At 72.9% G+C, this 19,568-nt stretch carries 20 protein-coding genes; 7 read left to right on the top strand and 13 right to left on the bottom strand.

The genetic code is table 11. The features are described from left to right. Nucleotides 1–37: 37 nt before the first annotated feature. On the bottom strand, nt 38–1,003 hold the full coding sequence (locus KV381_RS33710; protein WP_030081596.1) for an SCO0930 family lipoprotein: 966 nt from the start codon (nt 1,001–1,003) through the stop codon (nt 38–40). A gap of 812 nt (nt 1,004–1,815) precedes the next feature. Between KV381_RS33710 and KV381_RS33705 the strand changes: the two genes are divergently transcribed. Together KV381_RS33705 and KV381_RS33700 are read left to right on the top strand one after the other, a co-directional pair. Beyond that, on the top strand, nt 1,816–2,580 hold the full coding sequence (locus tag KV381_RS33705; protein WP_030088965.1) for a DUF4239 domain-containing protein: 765 nt from the start codon (nt 1,816–1,818) through the stop codon (nt 2,578–2,580). 184 nt (nt 2,581–2,764) lie between these two features. Further along, entirely contained in the window at nt 2,765–3,328 is a 564-nt protein-coding gene (locus KV381_RS33700) for a hypothetical protein (protein ID WP_030088966.1), read from the top strand. 91 nt (nt 3,329–3,419) lie between these two features. Here KV381_RS33700 and KV381_RS33695 read toward each other — a convergent pair whose 3' ends face one another. Beyond that, nucleotides 3,420–3,902, bottom strand: coding sequence for a hypothetical protein (locus KV381_RS33695; RefSeq protein WP_030088967.1), 483 nt, complete (start codon nt 3,900–3,902; stop codon nt 3,420–3,422). A gap of 326 nt (nt 3,903–4,228) precedes the next feature. Here KV381_RS33695 and KV381_RS33690 point away from each other — a divergent pair, with 326 nt between their 5' ends. After that, nucleotides 4,229–4,891, top strand: a complete 663-nt coding sequence (locus KV381_RS33690) for a class F sortase (protein ID WP_030088968.1) — start codon at nt 4,229–4,231, stop codon at nt 4,889–4,891. 75 nt (nt 4,892–4,966) lie between these two features. Here KV381_RS33690 and KV381_RS33685 read toward each other — a convergent pair whose 3' ends face one another. Further along, complete coding sequence (locus tag KV381_RS33685) at nt 4,967–5,818, bottom strand: polysaccharide deacetylase family protein (protein WP_030088970.1); 852 nt, start codon at nt 5,816–5,818, stop codon at nt 4,967–4,969. 163 nt (nt 5,819–5,981) lie between these two features. On the opposite strand from KV381_RS33685, the gene KV381_RS33680 reads away from it, so the two are divergent. Beyond that, nucleotides 5,982–6,443, top strand: a complete 462-nt coding sequence (locus KV381_RS33680) for a universal stress protein (protein WP_030088972.1) — start codon at nt 5,982–5,984, stop codon at nt 6,441–6,443. 16 nt (nt 6,444–6,459) lie between these two features. On the opposite strand, the gene KV381_RS33675 is transcribed toward KV381_RS33680, so the two are convergent. Beyond that, nucleotides 6,460–7,668: a CapA family protein gene (locus tag KV381_RS33675; protein WP_030088974.1), complete on the bottom strand. Its 1,209-nt coding sequence runs from the start codon at nt 7,666–7,668 to the stop codon at nt 6,460–6,462. Between the two features lie 267 nt (nt 7,669–7,935). Here KV381_RS33675 and KV381_RS33670 point away from each other — a divergent pair, with 267 nt between their 5' ends. Further along, entirely contained in the window at nt 7,936–8,508 is a 573-nt protein-coding gene (locus KV381_RS33670) for a sigma-70 family RNA polymerase sigma factor (RefSeq protein ID WP_030088976.1), read from the top strand. Here the strand turns inward: KV381_RS33670 and KV381_RS33665 are convergent. Next, nucleotides 8,442–8,639 (bottom strand): zf-HC2 domain-containing protein, encoded by a 198-nt coding sequence (locus KV381_RS33665; RefSeq protein ID WP_030088978.1) that lies wholly within the window; start codon nt 8,637–8,639, stop codon nt 8,442–8,444. The two genes, KV381_RS33670 and KV381_RS33665, sit on opposite strands and share 67 nt — an antisense overlap. Before the next feature lie 112 nt (nt 8,640–8,751). Here KV381_RS33665 and KV381_RS33660 point away from each other — a divergent pair, with 112 nt between their 5' ends. Beyond that, a complete protein-coding gene (locus KV381_RS33660) occupies nt 8,752–9,267 on the top strand; it encodes a hypothetical protein (RefSeq protein ID WP_030088980.1) in 516 nt (171 codons plus the stop codon). Between the two features lie 33 nt (nt 9,268–9,300). Here the strand turns inward: KV381_RS33660 and KV381_RS33655 are convergent, their stop codons facing one another. The 4 genes from KV381_RS33655 to KV381_RS33640 all read right to left on the bottom strand — a co-directional run bounded on the left by KV381_RS33655 (nt 9,301) and on the right by KV381_RS33640 (nt 13,211). Continuing rightward, nucleotides 9,301–10,491, bottom strand: coding sequence for a sensor histidine kinase (locus KV381_RS33655; protein ID WP_030088982.1), 1,191 nt, complete (start codon nt 10,489–10,491; stop codon nt 9,301–9,303). Further along, nucleotides 10,488–11,990 (bottom strand): cation acetate symporter, encoded by a 1,503-nt coding sequence (locus tag KV381_RS33650; protein WP_030622896.1) that lies wholly within the window; start codon nt 11,988–11,990, stop codon nt 10,488–10,490. The genes KV381_RS33655 and KV381_RS33650 overlap by 4 nt, the downstream gene beginning before the upstream one ends. Next, on the bottom strand, nt 11,987–12,349 hold the full coding sequence (locus KV381_RS33645; RefSeq protein WP_030622898.1) for a hypothetical protein: 363 nt from the start codon (nt 12,347–12,349) through the stop codon (nt 11,987–11,989). Before KV381_RS33645 ends, KV381_RS33650 begins: the two co-directional genes overlap by 4 nt. A 109-nt stretch (nt 12,350–12,458) precedes the next feature. Beyond that, complete coding sequence (locus KV381_RS33640) at nt 12,459–13,211, bottom strand: LytTR family DNA-binding domain-containing protein (protein ID WP_030088986.1); 753 nt, start codon at nt 13,209–13,211, stop codon at nt 12,459–12,461. A gap of 71 nt (nt 13,212–13,282) precedes the next feature. Here KV381_RS33640 and KV381_RS33635 point away from each other — a divergent pair, with 71 nt between their 5' ends. Continuing rightward, entirely contained in the window at nt 13,283–13,918 is a 636-nt protein-coding gene (locus tag KV381_RS33635) for a zf-HC2 domain-containing protein (RefSeq protein ID WP_030088988.1), read from the top strand. A 28-nt stretch (nt 13,919–13,946) separates the two neighbouring features. Here KV381_RS33635 and KV381_RS33630 read toward each other — a convergent pair whose 3' ends face one another. From KV381_RS33630 to KV381_RS33615, 4 genes are all read right to left on the bottom strand, one after another. Then, on the bottom strand, nt 13,947–14,807 hold the full coding sequence (locus tag KV381_RS33630) for an Fpg/Nei family DNA glycosylase (RefSeq protein WP_030088990.1): 861 nt from the start codon (nt 14,805–14,807) through the stop codon (nt 13,947–13,949). A 36-nt stretch (nt 14,808–14,843) separates the two neighbouring features. Further along, nucleotides 14,844–16,211, bottom strand: a complete 1,368-nt coding sequence (locus KV381_RS33625; RefSeq protein WP_030088992.1) for a wax ester/triacylglycerol synthase family O-acyltransferase — start codon at nt 16,209–16,211, stop codon at nt 14,844–14,846. A gap of 124 nt (nt 16,212–16,335) precedes the next feature. After that, nucleotides 16,336–18,399, bottom strand: coding sequence for a SpoIIE family protein phosphatase (locus KV381_RS33620; protein WP_030622910.1), 2,064 nt, complete (start codon nt 18,397–18,399; stop codon nt 16,336–16,338). Nucleotides 18,400–18,455: 56 nt separating this feature from the next. Continuing rightward, on the bottom strand, nt 18,456–19,562 hold the full coding sequence (locus tag KV381_RS33615) for a DUF6777 domain-containing protein (protein WP_218786991.1): 1,107 nt from the start codon (nt 19,560–19,562) through the stop codon (nt 18,456–18,458). Nucleotides 19,563–19,568: the final 6 nt, after the last annotated feature.

The raw sequence follows: 19,568 nt of genomic DNA, 5'->3' as shown, positions 1-19,568 counted from the left end.
TTGGGGCTCCTGGGTGCTTGTTCGGCGGGGCCCGTGATTACTTGGGAGCGCCGACGAGTTTGGAATCGGGAGAAACGGCATACCAGGTGCCGCCGACGCCCTGTCCGTTGGTGTCGCCGGGCTTGGCGTCGCCCGCGAAGGTGTAGATGGGCCAGCAGTCGATGGTCTGCTGCTTGATGCCGTCGGGACGGTCGAAGGTGACGAATCCCTTCGTCGTCACACCGTCCACCGCATTTTTGGCCATGGGGGCCACTACCGGCCACTTCTTGAGGCACTCGCCCGTGCACGCGGTCTTCATCGGCCAGGCGGAGTCCTTGGTGAAGCGGTAAACCGTCATCCCGCGGCCGTCCACCACGATGTCGCCGAGTTCCGGGTCCTTGCGGACCGAAAGACCGGCGGGATCGGCGGGTTCGGCCGCGCCCTCGCTGTCGGCGTTCTTCGCCGCCTTCTTGCCGTCGGGGGCCGCGGCGAACCAGGTGCCGCCGACGCCCTGTCCGTTGACCTGGCCCGGGGCGGTGTCCTTCGCGTACCGGTACATCGGCCAGCCGTCGACGGTGAGTTGACTGGTGCCGTCGGCGCGGCTGACCTCTCCGAGCAGGTCGGCGTCGGTACCGGCCGCGGCGGTGGCGTTGCCCGCGGCGACCACCGGCCAGACCTTGGCGCACTCGCCCTCGCAGGCGGACTTCGGCGGGTTGGCGGTGTCCTTGTCGAAGCGGTAGAGCGTGAAGCCCTCGCTGTCGGTGAGAACCTTTCCGAGCTTCTTGCTGTCCTGGACGGCGAGTTGACCGGCTTCCTTCGGTTCCGTCGCCTCCGCGTCGGCCCCGGAGCCGTATCCCCCGCCGGCCGATCCGTAGCCGCTGTCGGCCGGCTGCTGGGCCGGGGCCGCGTTGCCCACCGCCTGGCCGTTGGGCGATGCGTCTCCCTGCTCCTGACCGCACGCCGTCGTGAGCGTCAACAGAGCCGCGGCGGTGACCGCGAGCGAGGCGTTGCGCCAGGTGTTCATGTCGACTCCCGTGGTGCTTCGTCGTATCGCTTCCGATGACGGCGCGGGACCGCGCCGTTCATGGCCCTAGGTACGGGGCGTCGACAGGGTCGCGTTCAAAGGAGAACCGAGAAGAATTTCGGCGGCCGAAGATCGCGGGGCGAACACGGAAGCGAGCACGGGCGCAAACACGAATGGCCGATTATCCCCACGATCAGGCGAATCATCCGGCGGAACCGCGTGTACCGCAGCGGTGTGGATCATGCTCCCGATCGTGTACGGATCACGCATCGCGCGGCTCACGACGGTCGCCGCACTCCTCTGGCTGACAGCCGTACCGCTGCCCGCGTCCGCCGACAACTGCGCGGTGGCCTCGATCGGGCAGGGCGACGGCGGCTCCTCGGTCGCCGTGGCGGGCGACGGGGGCTGTGTCGCGGTCTCCGAGCCGGAGCCACCTCCGCCACCGCCCCCACCGAAGCCACCGCCCCCGCCTCCACCACCTCCCCCGCCACCTCCGCCTCCGCCACCGCCTCCGCCACCGCCACCGCCACCGCCACCGGTGGTCGAGGAGCCGCCGCCTCCGCCGCCTCCGCCACCCCCGCCGCCTCCGGCGCCCGCACCGCCACCGAAGCCCTCGCCCACGCCGAAGCCCCCGGCACGGACCGAGCCTCCGCAACCCCGGGCCGTCGCCCTGCCGACGTACCGCAAACCGACCCGCAAGCAGCCGAGGAGCGGGCCCTCACTGGTGTCCCTGACGTTGCTCATCACCGCCCCGGCGGTGTTCGCCGTCGCCGTACTGCGGCCGCGGTCAACCCGCTGACCAGGAGAGATGCATGTCCGAATGGCTCGTACTGAGCATTGCCATGGCGTCCGCCTGCGCGGTCGTCCTCACCATCGCCGTCCTGAACAACCGGCGTGTCGGGGATGACGACGACCCGTCCGAGACGCCCGACGTCATCGAGTACATGACGATGATGATCGGCGTGGTCTACGCGATCGTCCTGGGGCTCGCCATCGCCGGGGTCTGGGAGGGCCGCAGCGCCGCCCAGGAGTCCGTACGCATCGAGGCGCAGGCGTTGCACGAGGTGCAGGCGCGGGCCTCCGTCTACCCGGCCGAGGTCCGCGACCGTATCCGGGCGGACGTCGACGCCTATGTCAGCCATGTCGTCCACGACGAGTGGAAGGTGATGTCGGAGCGGAACACGCTCACCGAGCGCGGTACGCAGTTGCTGGACAGGGTGCGGGCCGACGTCACCGACTACGAACCGAAGACCGACCACGAGGGACAGGCGTACCAGCCGTTGGTCGACCAGGTGGCGGCGGCCGACGACGCGCGAAGCTCACGGGGGCAGAACGCCGGGGCGACGATGCCCGGGGTGGTCTGGTTCGGGCTGATCATCGGGGCGCTGGTGACCGTGGGGCTGATCTTCACCCTCCAGATCCGCAGAACCTTCCGCGAACTGCTCCTGGCGGGCCTGTTCAGCGCGCTGATCGCCTTTCTGCTCTTCCTGATCTGGGACTTCGACGCGCCCTTCGGCCGGGGCATCTCGGCCACCGCCGAACCGTTCCTCGACATGTTCCCGGGGGCCGTCCGCTGACCGCCCGCTCCCCCGGCCGGTGAGGCGGTCCGTGAGCCGGCCGGGGGACAGACTGACCCATTCGCCGGACCCCGATCGCGGGCCGGGGGGACCGCTCCTAGCGTGTCGGGCATCGAGGTGCATTTTTCCTGCTATGTGGAAATTGGTTCCGCAGCTGCCCCTCGGGGAACCCGGAGGATCCACCATGCGCGCGATACGTGTCGCACCGCTCGCCCTGCTCGGCGCCAGTGCCCTGACGCTGCTGGCCCCGTCCGCCGCCTTCGCCGCGCCGGACGGGGCCTCCAGCACGTTCAATCCGACGATCAGCCCGTCGGTCATCGCACCGGGCGGCCGCGTCACCCTCGGCGCCGGTGGCTGCACGGGCGAGACGACCGTCAGCTCGGGCATCTTCGACACCGTCACCATCCCGAGCGGCAGCACGACGGCCACCGCCACCGTCGACACGGACGCCCGCCGGGGCGCCGTCTACGCGGTGACGTTCGCCTGCGGCTCCACGGGCACCTCCCGGAACGTCAACCTGACTATCACCGGCGGCGCCACGAACACCCCCACCCCCACGCCGACCCCCACCACGGTCCCGACCGCCAGCTCGACGGCCCTCGTGCCGGGCGGCGTACGCGGTGGCCTCGGCGGAAGCTCCGGCACCACCGACACGGTGGAGGTCGCCGCCGGTGCGGCCCTGGTGGTCACGGCGGCCTCGGGCGCCCTCTACTTCGCACGCCGCCGCTCCGCCGACCGCCGCCACTGACCGCGAGCATGCGGCGCACGACAGTCGCCCCGGGTCCTGATCCAGGACTCGGGGCGACGGGCGTATCGGGCCGGGCGGGAGGTTCGACGCCTTAGAACGCCGCATGGCTCGTCCGCCGGCGCCGGACCAGGAAGACCGCGCCGCCGACGGCCGCCGCGGCCACCAGACCGCCGCCGACCTGCATCTCCACGGAGCTCGGGCCCATCGTGCCGCCGAGCCCGCCCTGCGCGCCGTTGCCGGCGAGCACGGTGAACTTGTGCGTGGCGATCCGGTCGTTGTCGCTGCACTTCACCGAGAGGTGGTACTGCCCCGGCGTGGTGTTGTCACGGACCCGGGCGTGGGCGTAGTTGGTGCCGTCACCCGCGGAGAGGGTGGTCGTCGGGAACGCGTTCGACCAGACCTTGCCGCCGTGACCGCAGCCCTGCGCGGTGATCTTCACCGTGCCGCCCTGGTGGACGGCCTGAGGGTTGACGGCGACGTTGACCGGACCATTGGTGGCTACGGCCATGGGGGCCGCGAGCCCGACGGCCGCGAAAGCGGTCGCGGTGACCGCGAGAGCGCGTGAAGCACGCATCGTGTGAACCTCCAGCGGGAAACGCCCCCGGGGGCTTGTCCCCCGGGCTGGATCGACGAGAACGTCTCCCATGACGAACACTCACCAGACGATCGTCGGCTCGCACTTCGGCACTGCTCCACCCTGGTGACGCGACACGCCGTACGAAAACCCTCGAACCTGACGGATCCGCAGGTCACAGACCGTCAGAACTTTTATCTGCTCATTACTCCGATGGGCAGTCATCCGGTGGACCCCCGGTACCGCCGCCACCCGTTCGCCCCTCTCTGATCGCCGCCCGGACCCGGCGCCCTTAGCGTTCACAGCGTCGCGACGAAGGGAGAACCATGGGCCGGGACTACGCTGGCGCCGAGCGGACCAGACGTGTGCCATGGGGTGCGATCGCCCTGGTGCTGCTCAGCGGCCTCGCCCTCATGCGCAACGGCACGGAGTTCGGGGAGGCGGGCCCGCCGCAGCCCGCCGCGGCCGCCTCGCTGGACCTGGGCAAGGACACGGCGGGACCGCCGGTGGAGGGCGAGCCGGTGCAGCCGCTGCCGTACGCCCCGGCCTCGCGCGTGAAGATCGGCTCCATCGACGTGGACGCTCCGGTCATCGACGTCAATCTGGACGCCAACGGGTGGATCGACGCCCCGCCCGCCGAGGACCCCAACCTCGCCGGCTGGTACCAGAACGGCATCGCCCCCGGCCAGAAGGGCACCGCCGTGGTCGTCGGCCATGTCGACAACATGTCCGGGCCCGCGGTCTTCTACGGCCTCGGCTCGCTCCAGAAGGGCCACCGCGTCGAGGTCTCCCGCTACGACGGCCGGGTCGGGATCTTCGAGGTGTACGGGGTGGAGGTCTTCGCCAAGAACGACTTCCCCGGCGCCCGGGTCTACGGCGACACCGGCCACGCCGAGCTGCGGGTCATCACCTGCGGCGGCGGCTACTCCAAGGCCGGCGGCTACGACGGCAACGTGGTGGTGTTCGCCCGGCTGGTCGACACCCGCTGACCCGGAGCGCCCCAGTGGCTGTACCCCCGGCGGTCCGCCGGGGGCACAGCCGTGTGCGCGCGGGTGCTCCCGGGCTCAGACGCGGTGCGGCACCGTGATGCGGTACCCGGAGTCCAGCAGCCGGGGCAGATAGCGGCGCAGGGCCGCGACGCTCTGCGAACGGTCGCCGCCCGCGTCGTGCGAGAGGACGACGACGCCGGGCGCCGCACCGTCCAGCACCCGGCGGACGATCGTGCCGGTCCCCGGTGTCTTCCAGTCGAGCGTGTCCACGGTCCAGGCCATCGGCTCCATGCCCAACTCGGCCCCGATCTCGAAGGAGTTGCGGTTCCACGCACCGTACGGGGCGCGGTACCACAGCGGCGCGGTCCCGAGCGCCCGTTCCACCACCTCGCTGGTCCGTCCCAGCTCGTCGCGGATCGCGGAGCGCGAGAGCTTCGGGATCAGCGGGTGGGACCAGGAGTGGTTGCCCACCACATGACCGTCGTCGGCCATCTCGCGCAGCAGGTCCGCGTTGCCTTCGGCCATCTCGCCGCAGACGAAGAACATCGCGCGGACCGCGTGCTCGCGCAGGGTCGCCAGGATGCCCGGGGTGTAGCGCGGGTCGGGGCCGTCGTCGAAGGTGAGGACCATCGAGTGCCCGAGTTCGGGAAGGTGCTCGAAGGGCCGGGTGCGCACGGGCGGCCGGGCCGGTCTGTACCGGGGCGGGGTGTTCGCGGTCATGGGGTCGAGCCGGTACGGGGAGGGCCGGCCGCGCACCTGTCCCGGAGGTCCCGCGGCCGCGGCGGGCGGAGTGCCCGCGGTCCGTGCGGGGCGGCTGGGCGTCGACGCCGGATCGGCGGCGATCAGATGCACGGCGGTGGCGGCGCCGAGGCCGAGGGCGACCCTCAGCAGGGTGCGGCGCTCGGGTCCGGTGTGATCACTTCTCATGGCCAACTGCTCGCACGGCCGGACGTCCGCTCCGGCCGTCGACACGGAGCCCGACACGGACGCCGACCGTTTTGTACCCGATCGACGCAGTATGTTCATCTTCCCCGGAGCCCGTCGCCGTCCCGGATCGGCGCCTTCCGGGCGAGCCGATAGCCTCGGTGCCGTGACAGAGCAGCAGCCTCATCAGTTCGAACGCGGTACGGACGGCCCCAAGGTGATCGTCGCGGGGCTCGACGGCTCCGATTCGTCGATGCGCGCGGCGGCCTACGCCGCCGGACTCGCCCGACGGCAGAACGCCATGCTGGCGCTGGTGTACGTCCAGCCGGTCCTGACGGCGGGCGCCGCGCTCGGCGCGCCGGTGGGCGACACCACGGGCGAGGTCGCGGAGGATCTGGCCGCCGAGATCCGCGCGGCGACGGAGCGCTTCAGTGACGCGTGGGACATGCGCTGGGAGTTCCACACCTTCCGGGGCGACCCCTACAACGGCCTGGTGACGGCGGCCGACGAGTTGAAGGCGGACGCGGTGGTGGTCGGGGCCTCGGAGTCGGCCGGGCACCGCTTCATCGGTTCGGTGGCCGTACGCCTGGTGAAGGCGGGGCGCTGGCCGGTCACCGTGGTGCCGTAGGCCCCGCCGCCGACCGCTACTCGCCCATGACGAGCCCGTCGCCCTCCGCTCCCCGGCCGAGCACCACGGTGCGGATGCGGTCGCGGATCTCGCGGAGGTGCTCGGCCCCTTCGCCGAAGGAGTCGAGGGAGGCGTTGAGGTTGACGGCGCGTCCGGTGGCGGTGTCGTACCACTGCGGCACGAACTCCGCCTTCTTCACGGTCCAGCGCTCACCGGGTTTCGCGGGCGGCGCGAAGGTGAAGCGGCCCATCGAGCTCTGGTTGCCGCGCGGGTCCTGGGCCCCCTCGTAGTTGATCATCGCTCCGGCGATCTGGTCGCCCATGCCGTAGACGACCCAGGTGCCGTTGACCTTCTCGTACGCCTGCGGCACATGGGCGTGGGTGCCGATGATCAGGTCGATGTCGGGGCGGCCCCGGTCGGTGGAGGCGGTGAGCCGCCGGGCCAGCTCCTGCTGTTGCGCGTCGGGTTCGTCCTGCCATTCGGTGCCCCAGTGGGCGGAGAGGACGACGACATCGGCGCCGGCGCGCCGGGCCGCCCGGGCCTCCTCGATGATTCTGTGCTCGTCGGTGACGTTGACCGTCCAGGGCCGGCCGGCGGGCAGCGGGATGTCGTTGGTGCCGTAGGTGTACGCGAGGTGGGCGACCTTGGCCGCGCCCTTGCCCGGCCCGGCGGGCAGGATCGTGGGCCGGGCAGCCTCGGCGGCCGTACGGGCGGAGCCCGCGTGCCGGATGCCCGCCTGATCCAGCGCTCCGAGGGTGCGCGAGACGCCCTCGGCCCCGTCGTCGAGCGTGTGGTTGGAGGCGGTGGAGCAGGAGTCGAACCCGGTGGTGCGCAGGGCGGCGGCGACCTCGGGCGGCGACTTGAAGCTCGGGTAGCCGGTGTAGGGGCCGCCCTCCTTCCCGTACACCGTCTCCATATGGCAGAACGCCAGGTCCGCGCCGGAGACGACCGGGGCGACGCCCGCCAGCATCGGGGCGAAGTCGTAACCGGCTCCGTCCGCGTCGGCGGCGGCTTGGTCGATGACGGAGGAGTGCGGCAGGACGTCGCCCGCGGCCAGCAGCGTGAACGGGCGCGGCCCGTCGGCGTCCTGGCCGCCCGCGCCCCGGGCGGCGGCGGGCGGTCCGCTCGGCGCGGGGGCCGGGGGCTGCTGCCCGGTGCAGCCGGTGGCCGCGGCGAGCAGAAGGGCGAGGGCGGCCAGGGCGCCCGGTCGGATGCGCTGCGTCATCTGCTCGACTCCATGTTCGGATGATTACGACCATCCGACTACACAGATCTTCATACCGGATAAGCAACAAGCATTGCCGCATACCTAGCTGAACTGGTCGTACCGGCCGACCCCGACGGCCCTTCGACCGTTCACCGCACCATTCGCCGCACTGAGCGACCGCTCGTCGCACGCCTCGGCGCACCGCCTGTTCCCGCGCCGCCGAATGCGTTCGGATACGCCCGTCGGCAACGAGGCCGTCAGGGGCCTCGGCGGGAGAGGACGTTCATGAACACCACGACGACGACCGACGAGCGGACCCTCGCTGAGTTGCAGCGGGAACACGGCCCCGCCCTGTTCCGCTTCCTCCTCGGCCTGACCTTCGGGGACCGGCAGCGGGCCGAGGACCTGGTGCAGGAGACCCTCGTCCGCGCCTGGCAGCATCCCGAGGCCTTCGACGCGCCCTACGACTCGATGCGGCCGTGGCTGTTCACCGTCGGACGCCGTCTCGCCATCGACGCGCGGCGCTCCCGCCAGGCCCGCCCGGTCGAGGTCAGCGACACGGTGCTGGAGAGCACCCCGGACGCCCTGGACACCGCCGACCGTGCCGTGCGCGCCCTGGACGTCCGCGAGGCGGTCCGCACCCTCAGCCCCGAGCACCGCGCGGTGCTGGTGCAGATCTACTTCCGCGGGCTGAGCGTCGGCGAGACGGCCACGGTGCTCGGCATCCCCGCCGGGACCGTCAAGTCCCGTTCGTACTACGCCCTGCGGGTCCTCTCCCGTACCCTGCCCGGCTACTCCCGCAGGTCCTCGGCCCGGAGCAGCGCCAGCAGGGCGGAGGCCTCGGCCACCTCCACATAGACCCGGGCACAGGCGTCGCAGCCCTGGAGGTGGCGGGCGACCCGGCAGGCCTCATCGGCGTCCAGGGCGTCCAGGACGTACGCGCCCAGCAGCAGGCGCACATGCGGGTCGTCGCCGGGGTCGGCACTCATTCACAGCCTCGTATCTCCTGGGCGATCCTCCCCTTCTGCCCACGCGGGGCGCCCGCCCCCGGTTCAATGCTGCGTGAAGCCCGGTACCGAGCACGGAAAGAGGCGAGACGGGATGCGTCCCGAGGATACGGATGGGACCGGCGGGAACGGGCTCCAGGTACCGATGACCTGGCTGTCCACCGAGTACATCGCCGACGATCTGTTACGGACCGGCGATCTGATGGAACCGTCGACGCTGGAGTTCCGGGCCGGCCGCGACGCGCTCGCGCTGACGATGTTCCTGTGCGCCTTCCCCGGGGACACCTCCGCCGCCCGGGCCCTGCCCGAACGCCGGGTCGACGAACTACGGATGCTCACGGCGTACGAGTGCACCTGGCGCAGCTGGGTCTGCGAGCGGCTGGCGGACGCGGGGCGCCATGCCACGCCCGGCGACCCCGATCTGGCGCTGGCACGGGCGACCTGGCGCTGGCTGGAGGAGACCGAACTGCTCGCGGCGGACCTGGACGCGATCGGCCCCGCCTCCTGGGGCCCGTCGGCCGACGCGGCGGAAGAGGGCGAGGTCCGGGTCTGGACGCCGGCCTGGCAGCTGGGGCTTCCGCTGGGGCATCTGGCCGTCCATCTGTGCTGACGGCTCCTCCTTTCGGAGCTTGAGCCCCACTCCTCAGGAACCGTGCACGCCCGCACGGTACTTGGGCAGCCGCAGCGTGATCTTCATGCCTGCCCCGACCCCGGTCTCGATGACGAGGCCGTAGTCGTCGCCGTAGACCTGGCGCAGCCGCTCGTCCACGTTGAGCAGCCCGATGCCGGTGGACGTACCGCCCTCGCCGCGCAGGATCTGCCGCAGCCGCTCGGGGTCCATGCCCGTTCCGTCGTCCTCGATGACCACCTCGGCCTCCGAACCGGCGTCCAGGGCGCTGATGGTGATCCGGCTGCGGGTGACCGCCCCTTCGAGGCCGTGCTTCACGGCGTTCTCCACCAGCGGCTGGAGACACAGGAACGGCAGCGCGACCGGCAGCACCTCGGGGGCGACCTGGAGGGTCACGGCGAGGCGCTCGCCGAAGCGGGCCCGGACGAGGGCCAAGTACTGGTCGATGGAGTGCAGTTCGTCCGCGAGCGTGGTGAACTCCCCGTGCCGGCGGAACGAGTAGCGGGTGAAGTCGGCGAACTCCAGCAGCAGTTCGCGGGCCTCCTCCGGGTCGGTCCGGACGAACGAGGCGATGGCGGCAAGCGAGTTGAAGATGAAGTGCGGGGAGATCTGCGCCCGCAGGGCCTTGATCTCGGCCTCGATCAGCTGGGTGCGCGAACGGTCCAGCTCGGCCAGTTCCAGCTGGACGCAGACCCAGCGCGCCACCTCCCCCGCCGCCCGGGCCAGCACCGCCGATTCGCGCGGGGCGTAGGCGACGAGCGCGCCCAGGACCCGGTTCTCCACGGTGAGCGGCACGGCGACGGCCCAGCGCAGCGGACAGTCCAGGTCGCCGCAGCCGCTGTCGAAGGCGGTGCCCCGGCCGTTGTCCAGCAGCACCCTCAGATGCTCCATCACCTCCTTGCCGTGGTGCTGCCCGGCGCCGTCCCAGACCAGCACCCGGTCCCGGTCGGTGAGGCAGAGGGCGTCGGTGCCGAGGAGTGAGCGCAGCCTGCGGGCGGAGCGCCGGGCGCTCTCCTCGGTGAGCCCGGCCCGCAGCGGCGGGGCGGCCAGCGACGCGGTGTGCAGGGTCTCGAACGTGGCGTGCTCGACTGGCGTGCCGACGTCACTGGGGCGCAGCGGGCGGGCGGTGCGGCGGCCCAGCCAGAACCCGGTGCCGAGCAGCAGCGCGACCAGCACGACGAGGACGGCGATCGCGGCGCCGGTCACCGTTCCCTCACCGTGCCGCGCGCCGAGGTCAGGGCCTCGGGCAGGTGGAAGCGGGTCATGGCGGCGTTGGTGCCCGGGGGGATCCGCCCCGGGGTGGCGAGCGAGACGAGGATCATCGCGAGGAACCCCACGGGGACGGACCAGACGGCGGGCCAGGCGAGCAGGGCGTGCGGCCAGCCCGGTGGGCGTACGGCTCCGCTGACGGTGATGGCCACCGCGAGGAGCGCGGACCCGCCGCCGAGCAGGAGCCCCGCGACGGCCCCGGGCGGGGTGAGCCGACGCCACCAGATGCCGAGGACGAGCAGCGGGCAGAAGGAGGAGGCGGAGACGGCGAAGGCCATGCCCACCGCGTCGGCCACCGGCACCCGGCTCACCAGCAGGGAACCGGCGAGCGGCACGGCGATGGCGAGGACGGTGGCGAGCCGGAAGTGGCGTACCCCGCGCGAGGGCAGCACGTCCTGGGTGATGACCCCGGCGACCGCCATGGTGAGCCCGGAGGCGGTGGACAGGAACGCGGCGAAGGCCCCTCCCGCGATCAGCGCGCCGAGAAGATCGCCGCCGAGTCCGCCGATGACCCGGGCGGGCAGCAGCAGGACGGCGGCGTCCGCGTCTCCCCCGTACCGCAGTTCGGGTGTGTAGAGCCGGCCGAGCGCGCCGTAGATCGGCGGCAGCAGATAGAAGAGGCCGACCAGGGCGAGGACGGCGACGGTGGTGCGGCGGGCGTCGCGGCCGTTGGGGCTGGTGTAGAAGCGGACGACGACATGCGGCAGCCCCATGGTGCCGAGGAAGGTGGCCACGATCAGCCCGTACGTCGCGTAGAGCGGATGGTCGGCCCGGAAGACGGCGAGCTGGTCGTCGAGGCTGACCCGGGGCCGGCCCTCGCCCTGCCAGGCGAGGACCAGGAAGAGCGCCGGGACCAGCAGGGCGGTGAGCTTCAGCCAGTACTGGAAGACCTGGACGAAGGTGATGGAGCGCATGCCGCCGGCGGCGACGGCGGCCGTCACGACGGTGGCGACCAGGACGTCGCCGAGCCAGCCGGGTGCGCCGGTGAGGATCTTCAAGGTCAGCCCCGCGCCCTGGAGTTGCGGTACGAGGTAGAGCCAGCCCGCCCCGACGACGAGCGCGCTGACCAGGCGGCGGACCTGCCGTGATTCGAGCCGTCCCTCGGCGAAGTCCGGCAGGGTGTACGCCCCCGAGCGGCGCAGCGGCGCGGCCACGAAGACCAGCAGCACCAGATATCCGGCGGTGTAGCCCACCGGGTACCAGAGCATGTCGGGGCCGTGGACGAGGACGAGCCCGGCGACGCCGAGGAAGGAGGCGGCGGAGAGGTATTCGCCGCTGATCGCGGCGGCGTTGAGGCGGGGGCGGACGGTGCGGGAGGCGACGTAGAAGTCGGAGGTCGTACGGGAGATGCGCAGCCCGAAGCCGCCGACGAGGACGGTGGCGAGGACGACGAGGGCGACCGCCACCCAGGACGCCATGTGGTCGGGGGTGCTCACGGGGCGGGGCGGCCCTCCACCAGCCGGGCGAAGTCGCGTTCGTTGCGCTCGGCCCGGCGGACGTACCACCAGGCGGCCAGGGTGAGCGGCGGGTAGGTGGCGAAGCCGAGGACCGCCCAGACCAGGGCGGAGCTGTTCAGCGCGGCGAAGAGAAGCGGAAGGGTGCCCGCGACGAGGGCGAGCACGCCGAAGACGGTGAGCCCGGCGCGCAGCTGGCCGCGCATCAGCGAGCGCACATAGGCGCCACCGAGGGCGGTCTGCTCGTCGATCTCCGACTGGGTGCGGTAACGGGGCAGCGGGCGCACCCGCCGCGGCTCCCCCGTGACCACTTCGCGCCGGGGCGTTGGCTCTGCGGACATGGGCTCGGAGTGTAGGCGTCGGCGGGTGGTGCTGGGAAGGGATCGAGGAAGGTCGCCCCAGGTCAGCGGCGGCCCACCCGGTCCTGCGGCGGCGGGTCCGTGCCGTCGCTCAGCGGCCGCCCTGGCGCATCAGGAGGTCGCGCAGGGCGCGGGTGTGGCGGCGGCTGACGGCGAGCTCGGCCTCGCCGATGCGCACGCTCATGCTGCCCGCGTCCAGGCGCAGTTCGTCGATCCGGTTCAGCGCCACGAGGTGGCGGCGGTGGATCCGGACGAAGCCGCGCGAGCGCCAGCGCTCCTCCAGGGTGGTGAGCGGGATGCGGACGAGATGGCTGCCGCCCGCGGTGTGCAGGCGGGCGTAGTCTCCTTGCGCCTCGGCGTAGGCGATCTCGTCGATCGGGATGAAGCGGATGACGCCGCCGAGCTCGACCGGGATCTGGTCGCCCGCGCTGTCGTGGACCGGTGCGGACCGGTCCCCCACCTGTTCGGCGACCCGGCGGACGGCCTCGGCGAGGCGTTCGCGCCGGACCGGTTTGAGGACGTAGTCGACGGCCTTGAGGTCGAAGGCGTGGACGGCGAAGCCCTCGTGCGCGGTGACGAAGACGATGAGCGGGGGCGCGGCGAATCCGGCGAGGAGCTGGGCGACGTCGAGTCCGGTGAGTCCGGCCATGTGGATGTCGAGGAAGACCACGTCGATGGCGGACGGGTCGTCGGGTCCCGCGTCCACCGCGCCGCCGATGCGGCGCAGTGCCTCGGTCGCCCCGGTGGCGCCCTCGGCGCTGCGGACCCGGGGATCGGCGCGCAGGAGGTAGAGGAGTTCCTCCAGGGCGGGTTGTTCGTCGTCGACGGCGAGTACACGCAGCATGAGGCCGGAGTTTAGGCCGTATCAAGGGCTGTGGCTTGAGTGATGCGTGGCTTGTTCCCGTACCGCAGTACATGCAGACGACCGAACCCCACATCCGGGTGGGGGCCTATGCCCTGGGCGTGCTCGGGAGCACCGACGCCTTCCGGTTCGAGGAGCATCTGGGGGACTGTCCCGGGTGCCGTGAGCGGGCTCGGGAGTTCGCCGGGGTGCGGGACGGTCTGGCGGTGGCGGGGCCGCCGGTGGCCCCGGGGTCCGGGCTCGCGGAGCGTCTGACGGCCGTGGTGGCGGCCGGGCGGCGCAGGGCGGGCCGGCGGCGGCTCGCCCTGGTGGCGGCCGCGGTCGTGCTGGCGGTGGGCGGTCCCGCGTGGGTGGCCGGGTTCTCGGGCGGCCCGGCGGACGGGGCGGACGTGCAGCGGTGGTCCGGGAGCGACGGGGCCTCGGGGGTGGCGGCGGTGGTGACGGCCGCGGGGCGCGAGTGGGGGACGGCGGTGGCGCTGGAGGTGGCGCGGGTTCCGGTGGTGGGGGTGTGCGCGCTGGTCGCGGTGGGCCGGGACGGCAGCGAGGAGACGGTGGGCAGTTGGTCGGCCGGGGGCGCGGGCGAGGGGCCTGTGGAGGTGTCGGGCGGGGCGGCGCTGCGGCCGGAGGGCATCGACCACTTCGAGGTGCGGACGGCGGGCGGGCGGCGGCTGGTGACGGTGACGCGGTGAGCAGGGGGCGCGGTAGCCTGCGGCGCGGCTATTTGAGGAACTTGGAGAGTCTGCGGTCCGCCAGCGGCTTTCCGCCGGTCTGGCAGGTCGGGCAGTACTGCAGCGAGGAGTCGCTGAAGGAGACCTCCAGGATGGTGTCCCCGCAGACCGGGCAGGCCTCTCCGGTACGTCCGTGGACCCGCATCCCGCTCTTCTTCTCGGCCTTGAGCTTCCCGGCCTCCACCCCGCTGGAGCGGGCCACGGCGTCCCGCAGTGTGGTGCGCAGCGCGGTGTGGAGGCGGGTGACGTCGTCCTCGCCGAGGTCGGCGGTCCGTTTGAACGGGGACATCTTCGCGACGTGCAGGATCTCGTCGCTGTAGGCGTTGCCGATGCCCGCGATGAGCGACTGGTCGCGCAGCGCGCCCTTGATCTGTCGGCGCTCCCCCGCGAGCAGCGCGGCGAACGCGTCGCGGTCGAAGGCGTCGGCGAGGGGGTCGGGGCCCAGGCGGGCGATGCCGGGGACCTCCATGGGGTCGTGGACGAGGTGGACCGAGAGGCGCTTCTTGGTTCCCATCTCGGTCAGGTCGAATCCGTCGCCGTCCGCGGTGACCAGCCTCAGGGCGAGGGGGCCCTTGCCGGGGCGGGGCGGGGCGGCCGGGAAGGAGTCCTTCCAGCGGAGCCAGCCGGCCCGGGCGAGGTGGGTGCAGAGGTGGAGCCCGCCCGCTTCGATGTCGAGGAACTTGCCGTGCCGGGCGACCGAGGCGACCCGTTCGCCTTCCAGCGCGGTCAGCGGCGGGTCGTACGTCTTCAGGACACTGATCGCCAGCGGGAGGACGCGGGCGATCTCCTTGCCGACCAGATGGTCGTCGAGGAAGACCCGCAGGGCTTCGACTTCGGGCAGTTCGGGCATGGTTCAAGACTGCCGCAGCCCGCCGGCGGCTGCCTGTCAGGACACCGGCGTGCGGTCCGTGCCGGTGACGACGGCGTACAGCTCGGTGAACTCCTCCTCGACGGCCTCGGCCAGCCGGTCCAGATCGGGCAGCGCCTTGCCGTCGGCCACCAGGCCCACGTGGACCCGCCCGCCGTAGGTGGACAGGGCGACCGCGAGGGACTGGCCCCGGGCCAGCGGCGCCATGGGGTAGAGGGCGGTCAGCGGGCAGCCGCCCAGCGAGAGCGCGGAGCGGGGCAGCGGCACGCTGGTGACCAGCACGTCGAACAGCATCCGGGCCGCGTTGGCCGCCAGCGGTGCGCCGAACCGGTGGGCCAGCGGCGGCAGTTGGTCGGCGAGTACGGCGACGGCTCCGGCGCCCTTGAGCGGGCCGGCCGCCTTGTTGCGGTCCATCGCGGTCCGGACCGCCCGGAGCCGCTCGCGCGGGTCGGCCGCGGTGACCGGCAGGCCGAGCAGATAGGCGGAGAGCCGGTTGCCGGAGGCGGCGGCCCCGCCGGGCCTGCGCCGGGAGACGGGGACCAGGGCGCGCGGGTCGGCGGCGGGCGGCGCCTCGCCGCGCCCGGCCATCCAGCGGCGCAGCGCCCCGGCGACGACGGCGAGCAGGATGTCGTTGGCGGTGCCGCCCTCGGCCCGCCGGATCCGCTGGAGGTCTCCGGCGTCGAGGTCGGCGGTGGCCAGGCGGCGGGTGCCGCTGGAGGGCGCGGTGAAGGCGGACGGGCCCCACAGGTCGAGGCGGCCGGCGCGGACGACGGAGGCGCCGACCCCGAGGGCCCGGCCGACCTCGCCGATCCGCCCGAGCGCCATGCCCGCCATCTCGCGGGGGTCGGGCAGCCAGGAGCGGGGCGGGACGGCGGGGCGCCCCCGGGCAGCGGTGCGGGCGCTGGTGACGGCGGCGATCTCGTCGAAGATCCCGGCCCCGATGGCGACCGCCCGCATCCCGTCGGCCAGGGCGTGGTGCAGCTTGACCAGGACGGCGAACGGCCCGCCGTCCGCCCCGCCGATGAGGTACATCCGCCAGGGCGGCAGGCCCCGGCCGAGCGGTCGCTCCATCAGTTCACCGGCCAGCCGGGTGGCCTCCGCCATGAAGTCGCCGTCGGCCACGACGACGCGTTCGACGTGCCGGTGCACGTCGAAGCCCTTGTCCACCGTCCAGGCCTTGCCGCCGACCGGCAGCAGGACGTCCCGTACGCACATGCGCAGCCGGGGGATGGCGGCGGCGCGGGTCCCGAGCAGGTCGAGAATCTTCTCCGGACCGGCGCCGGGGGCCGGGGCGAAGACGGCGAGCGCGCCCAGGTGCATCGGATGGGCGTCCGATTCGAGGTGCCAGAAAGCCAGATCGAGCGGGGCGAGGAGCTCGGTACCCAACGGGGGCCTCTTGTCGTCGAAGGCGGCAGGGCCGGGGTGCGGCCGGTCCCCCGCAGTCAATCCTTTGCGGTCGGTTACGGTCAAGCACAGACATGTTACGTACTGTTACGTCGACGTGCGGAGTTCAGCGGGCCGGGATGAGGAACTCGCACCAGACGCATTTGCCGCTGCCCCGCGACTCCACACCCCAGACGTCGGCCAGCCGGTCGACCAGCATGAGGCCGCGCCCCGACACCCCGGACTCCCCGGCGTCGCGTCGCCGGGGCAGCGCGCTGGAGCGGTCCTCGACATCGACGCGCAGGCGTCGCTCGGTGCCGGCGAGCACCCGGATCGTCACGACCGCGCCGCCGTCGGTGTGCATGAGCGCGTTGGTGATCAGCTCGTCGGCCGCGAGCTCGATCTCGTCGGCCCGGTCCTTCGCCCCCCAGGCCCGGACCGCGGCCCGGATCATGTGCCGGGACGAGCTCAGCGCCTCGGGGTCGTTCTGGGCGACGTGCTGCTGGAGCCGGCCGCCCGGCTGCGGGGCGTGCGCGGCGCGGCGGCGCAGCAGGAGGACCGCGACATCGTCCTGGCCGCCGCGCCCGTCGACGGCGTCGCAGAGCTGGTCGGCCAGCTTCTGCAGGTCGTGGGGGCCGTTGGTGACGAGGGTGGTGAGCAGCTGCATGCCTTCGTCGAGGTCGGAGCCCGGCAGCTCGACGAGGCCGTCGGTGAACAGGATCATCGTCTGGCCGGGGTCCAGCTCGACCGTGGAGACCGGGTACTCCAGCCGGCCGAACTCCGCCGAGAGGCCGAGCGGCAGGCCACCGTCGGACGGCATCCTGCGGCAGCTGCCGTCCACGTCCCGTACCAGCGGGTCGACGTGTCCGGCGCGGACCACCTGGACGACGCCGGTGGTGAGGTCCACCTCGGCGTAGGTGCAGGTGGCGAAGCGGTCGGTGTCCAGCTCGTGGAGGAAGACGGAGGCGCGCGCCATGACCGTGGCGGGGCTGTGCCCCTCGGCGGCGTACGCGCGCAGGACGATCCTGAGCTGCCCCATGACGGCCGCGGCGTGGGTGTCGTGCCCCTGGACGTCCCCGATGACGGCGCCGACCCGGCCGCCGGGCAGCGGGATCAGGTCGTACCAGTCACCGCCGATGTCGCGGCCGAGGCGGGCCGAGCGGTAGCGGACGGCGACCTGTGCCCCGGGCACGGACGGGATCCGGCGCGGCAGCATCGCCTGCTGGAGGCCCTCGGCGAGGTCGTGCTCCTGTTCGTAGAGCATCGCGCGCTGGAGGCTCTGGGCGATCGAGGTGCCGAGCGCCATCAGGAGGTTGCGCTCGTCGGCGGTGAAGCCCGCCTTGTCCCGGTAGAGGAGGCCGAGCGCGCCGATCGGGCGGGCCTGGGCGATCAGCGGCATATAGGCGGCGGAGGTGATACCGAGGTGGCTGATGTTGGGCCACAGGACCGGGTAGGAGGCGGCGAAGTCCTCGGCGGACTCGATGAAGCGCGGGGACAGGGTGCGGACCACTTCGCTCATCGGGTACTGCTCGTCCACCCGGGTGTACCGGGTGCCGGGGACGTACGCGCCTTCGGGGCCGTCGGCCACGAGGTGGATGCGGCCGGATTCCAGCAGGCCCATGACGAGGCTGGTGGCTCCGAGGTGGGCGAGCCCCTGGGAGTTCTTGAGGACGGCGATGACGTCCTTGACCGTACGGGCGTGGGCCAGCGCGGCGGTGGTGCCCTCGACCAGGCTGGTGCGCTGGCGGCGCTCCTCGTCCAGCTCGCGCCGGGCGGTGGAGTCGGCCAGCTCCTGGGTGGCGTCGCGGACGATCCCGATGATGCGGCGCGGGCGGCCGGTCCCGTCCCGCCGGACGAAGCCCTGGGTGTGGGTCCAGCGCAGGGTGCCGTCGCGCCGCAGGATGCGGAAGTACGCGCCGTAGTTGGTGCGGCCGCTCTTCAGGGCGTGCGAGACCAGCCCGTCCAGCCGCTGGGCCTCGTCCGTGGGCACGCGCGGCGAGAGCGAGGCCGGCCGGTCGTCGTACTCGTCCGGGGTCAGGTCGAACACGTCCAGGGCGGCCTGGTCCATGTGCATGAGGCCGGTGTCGAGATCCCAGTCGAAGCTGCCCATACGGTTCAGGGCGAGGCTGAGGTCCGGGTGGGCGGGCCAGTCGTCGGGGAGTGACAGGGCACCCGCTACCCGATCATCCATATCGGCCACTCTGCCACCATTTGTCAGATTCTTCGACTGGTTCTACGGCGCTCGACTCAGCCGGCGAACACGTCGCCGAGACCCGCCTCCATGGGCTCGTCCGGCCCAATGGGCGCGTCGGGCCCCACGGGCTCCTCCGGCTCGGCGGGGAAGACCTGGGTCGGCTCGGGCGCGACGTCCGGGTCGCCCTCCTCGTAGTCCCACGGCTCCTCGGGCGGCGGGTCGCCGAAGTCGTCGGACGACTCGTCGGGGCCGGGGTCCGTCGGCGCCTGCGGCTCGGAGGGGACCGGGTCGGACGGCGGCGCGTCCGGGGGCGCGGACTCGGTGGACCGGCCGGGCGACGGGAAGAGCAGGTCGGCGTCGGGCTCGAAGGGCGGCGGGTCGTCCGGCGCGCGGTCGCGGCCGCCGCTGTCGCCCATGGCCCGCTCGATCCAGCTGTTGTCGTCGGCGTTCACGATGATGAGGCTGGTGGCCGCCTTGACGCCGGGCTCGATGGCGAGGATGCGCGCGGGGTCGTAGCCGGGCCAGCGCTCACCGCGGTGGGCGACCTTTCCGTCGGCGACCACGGGCGGGCCCAGCGGGTTGCCGCAGGCGCAGCGGACGCGGGGCATCCCCCGGCTGTCGACCAGGACGGCGGTGCCCGCCTGGAGCACGGCCTGGAAGGCGGTGGCCGAGCCGGCGCTGTAGCCGTGGTTGGTGACCTGGGCGTCGGCGCGCAGGACGACCGGGGTGAGGGACTTCAGATAGCCGGGGATCTGTACGGCCTCGATGCCCGCCGCCTCGGCGAAGGCGCTCGCCTTGTCCTTGTCGTCGGTCAGCAGGGTCGTCTGCTGTTCGACGTCGCAGGCGGCGACCGAACGGGTGCCGCCGTAGAGCCCGGGGACGGCGCCGGAGACCGGATGGACCGTCCGGGTGGCGGAGGTCGGTTCGGCGTCCGGTGCGCCGGTGGGGGAAGCGGAGGCCGTCGCCCGCGCCGTGGAGGCGGTGAACGGTCCCGGGCCCGGGGACGCGAGCGGCTGAAGGAGGACGTCCTTGGCCTCGGCGGTGCCCGTGGTGCCCTTGGCCGTCCGGTCGGCGCCGTTGTCGCAGCCGGCCACGGCGAACAGCACTCCGGCGGACAGCGCGGCGAGCGCGGTACGCCGGAAACGTCCTGGTGAGCGCACAGAGCT

It is taken from the genome of Streptomyces sp. WY228 (genome assembly GCF_019287315.1).
Classification (GTDB): domain Bacteria; phylum Actinomycetota; class Actinomycetes; order Streptomycetales; family Streptomycetaceae; genus Streptomyces; species Streptomyces caviscabies.
Note: the sequence above shows the minus strand (reverse complement) of the source record. Positions and strands in the feature narration are given on the sequence as shown.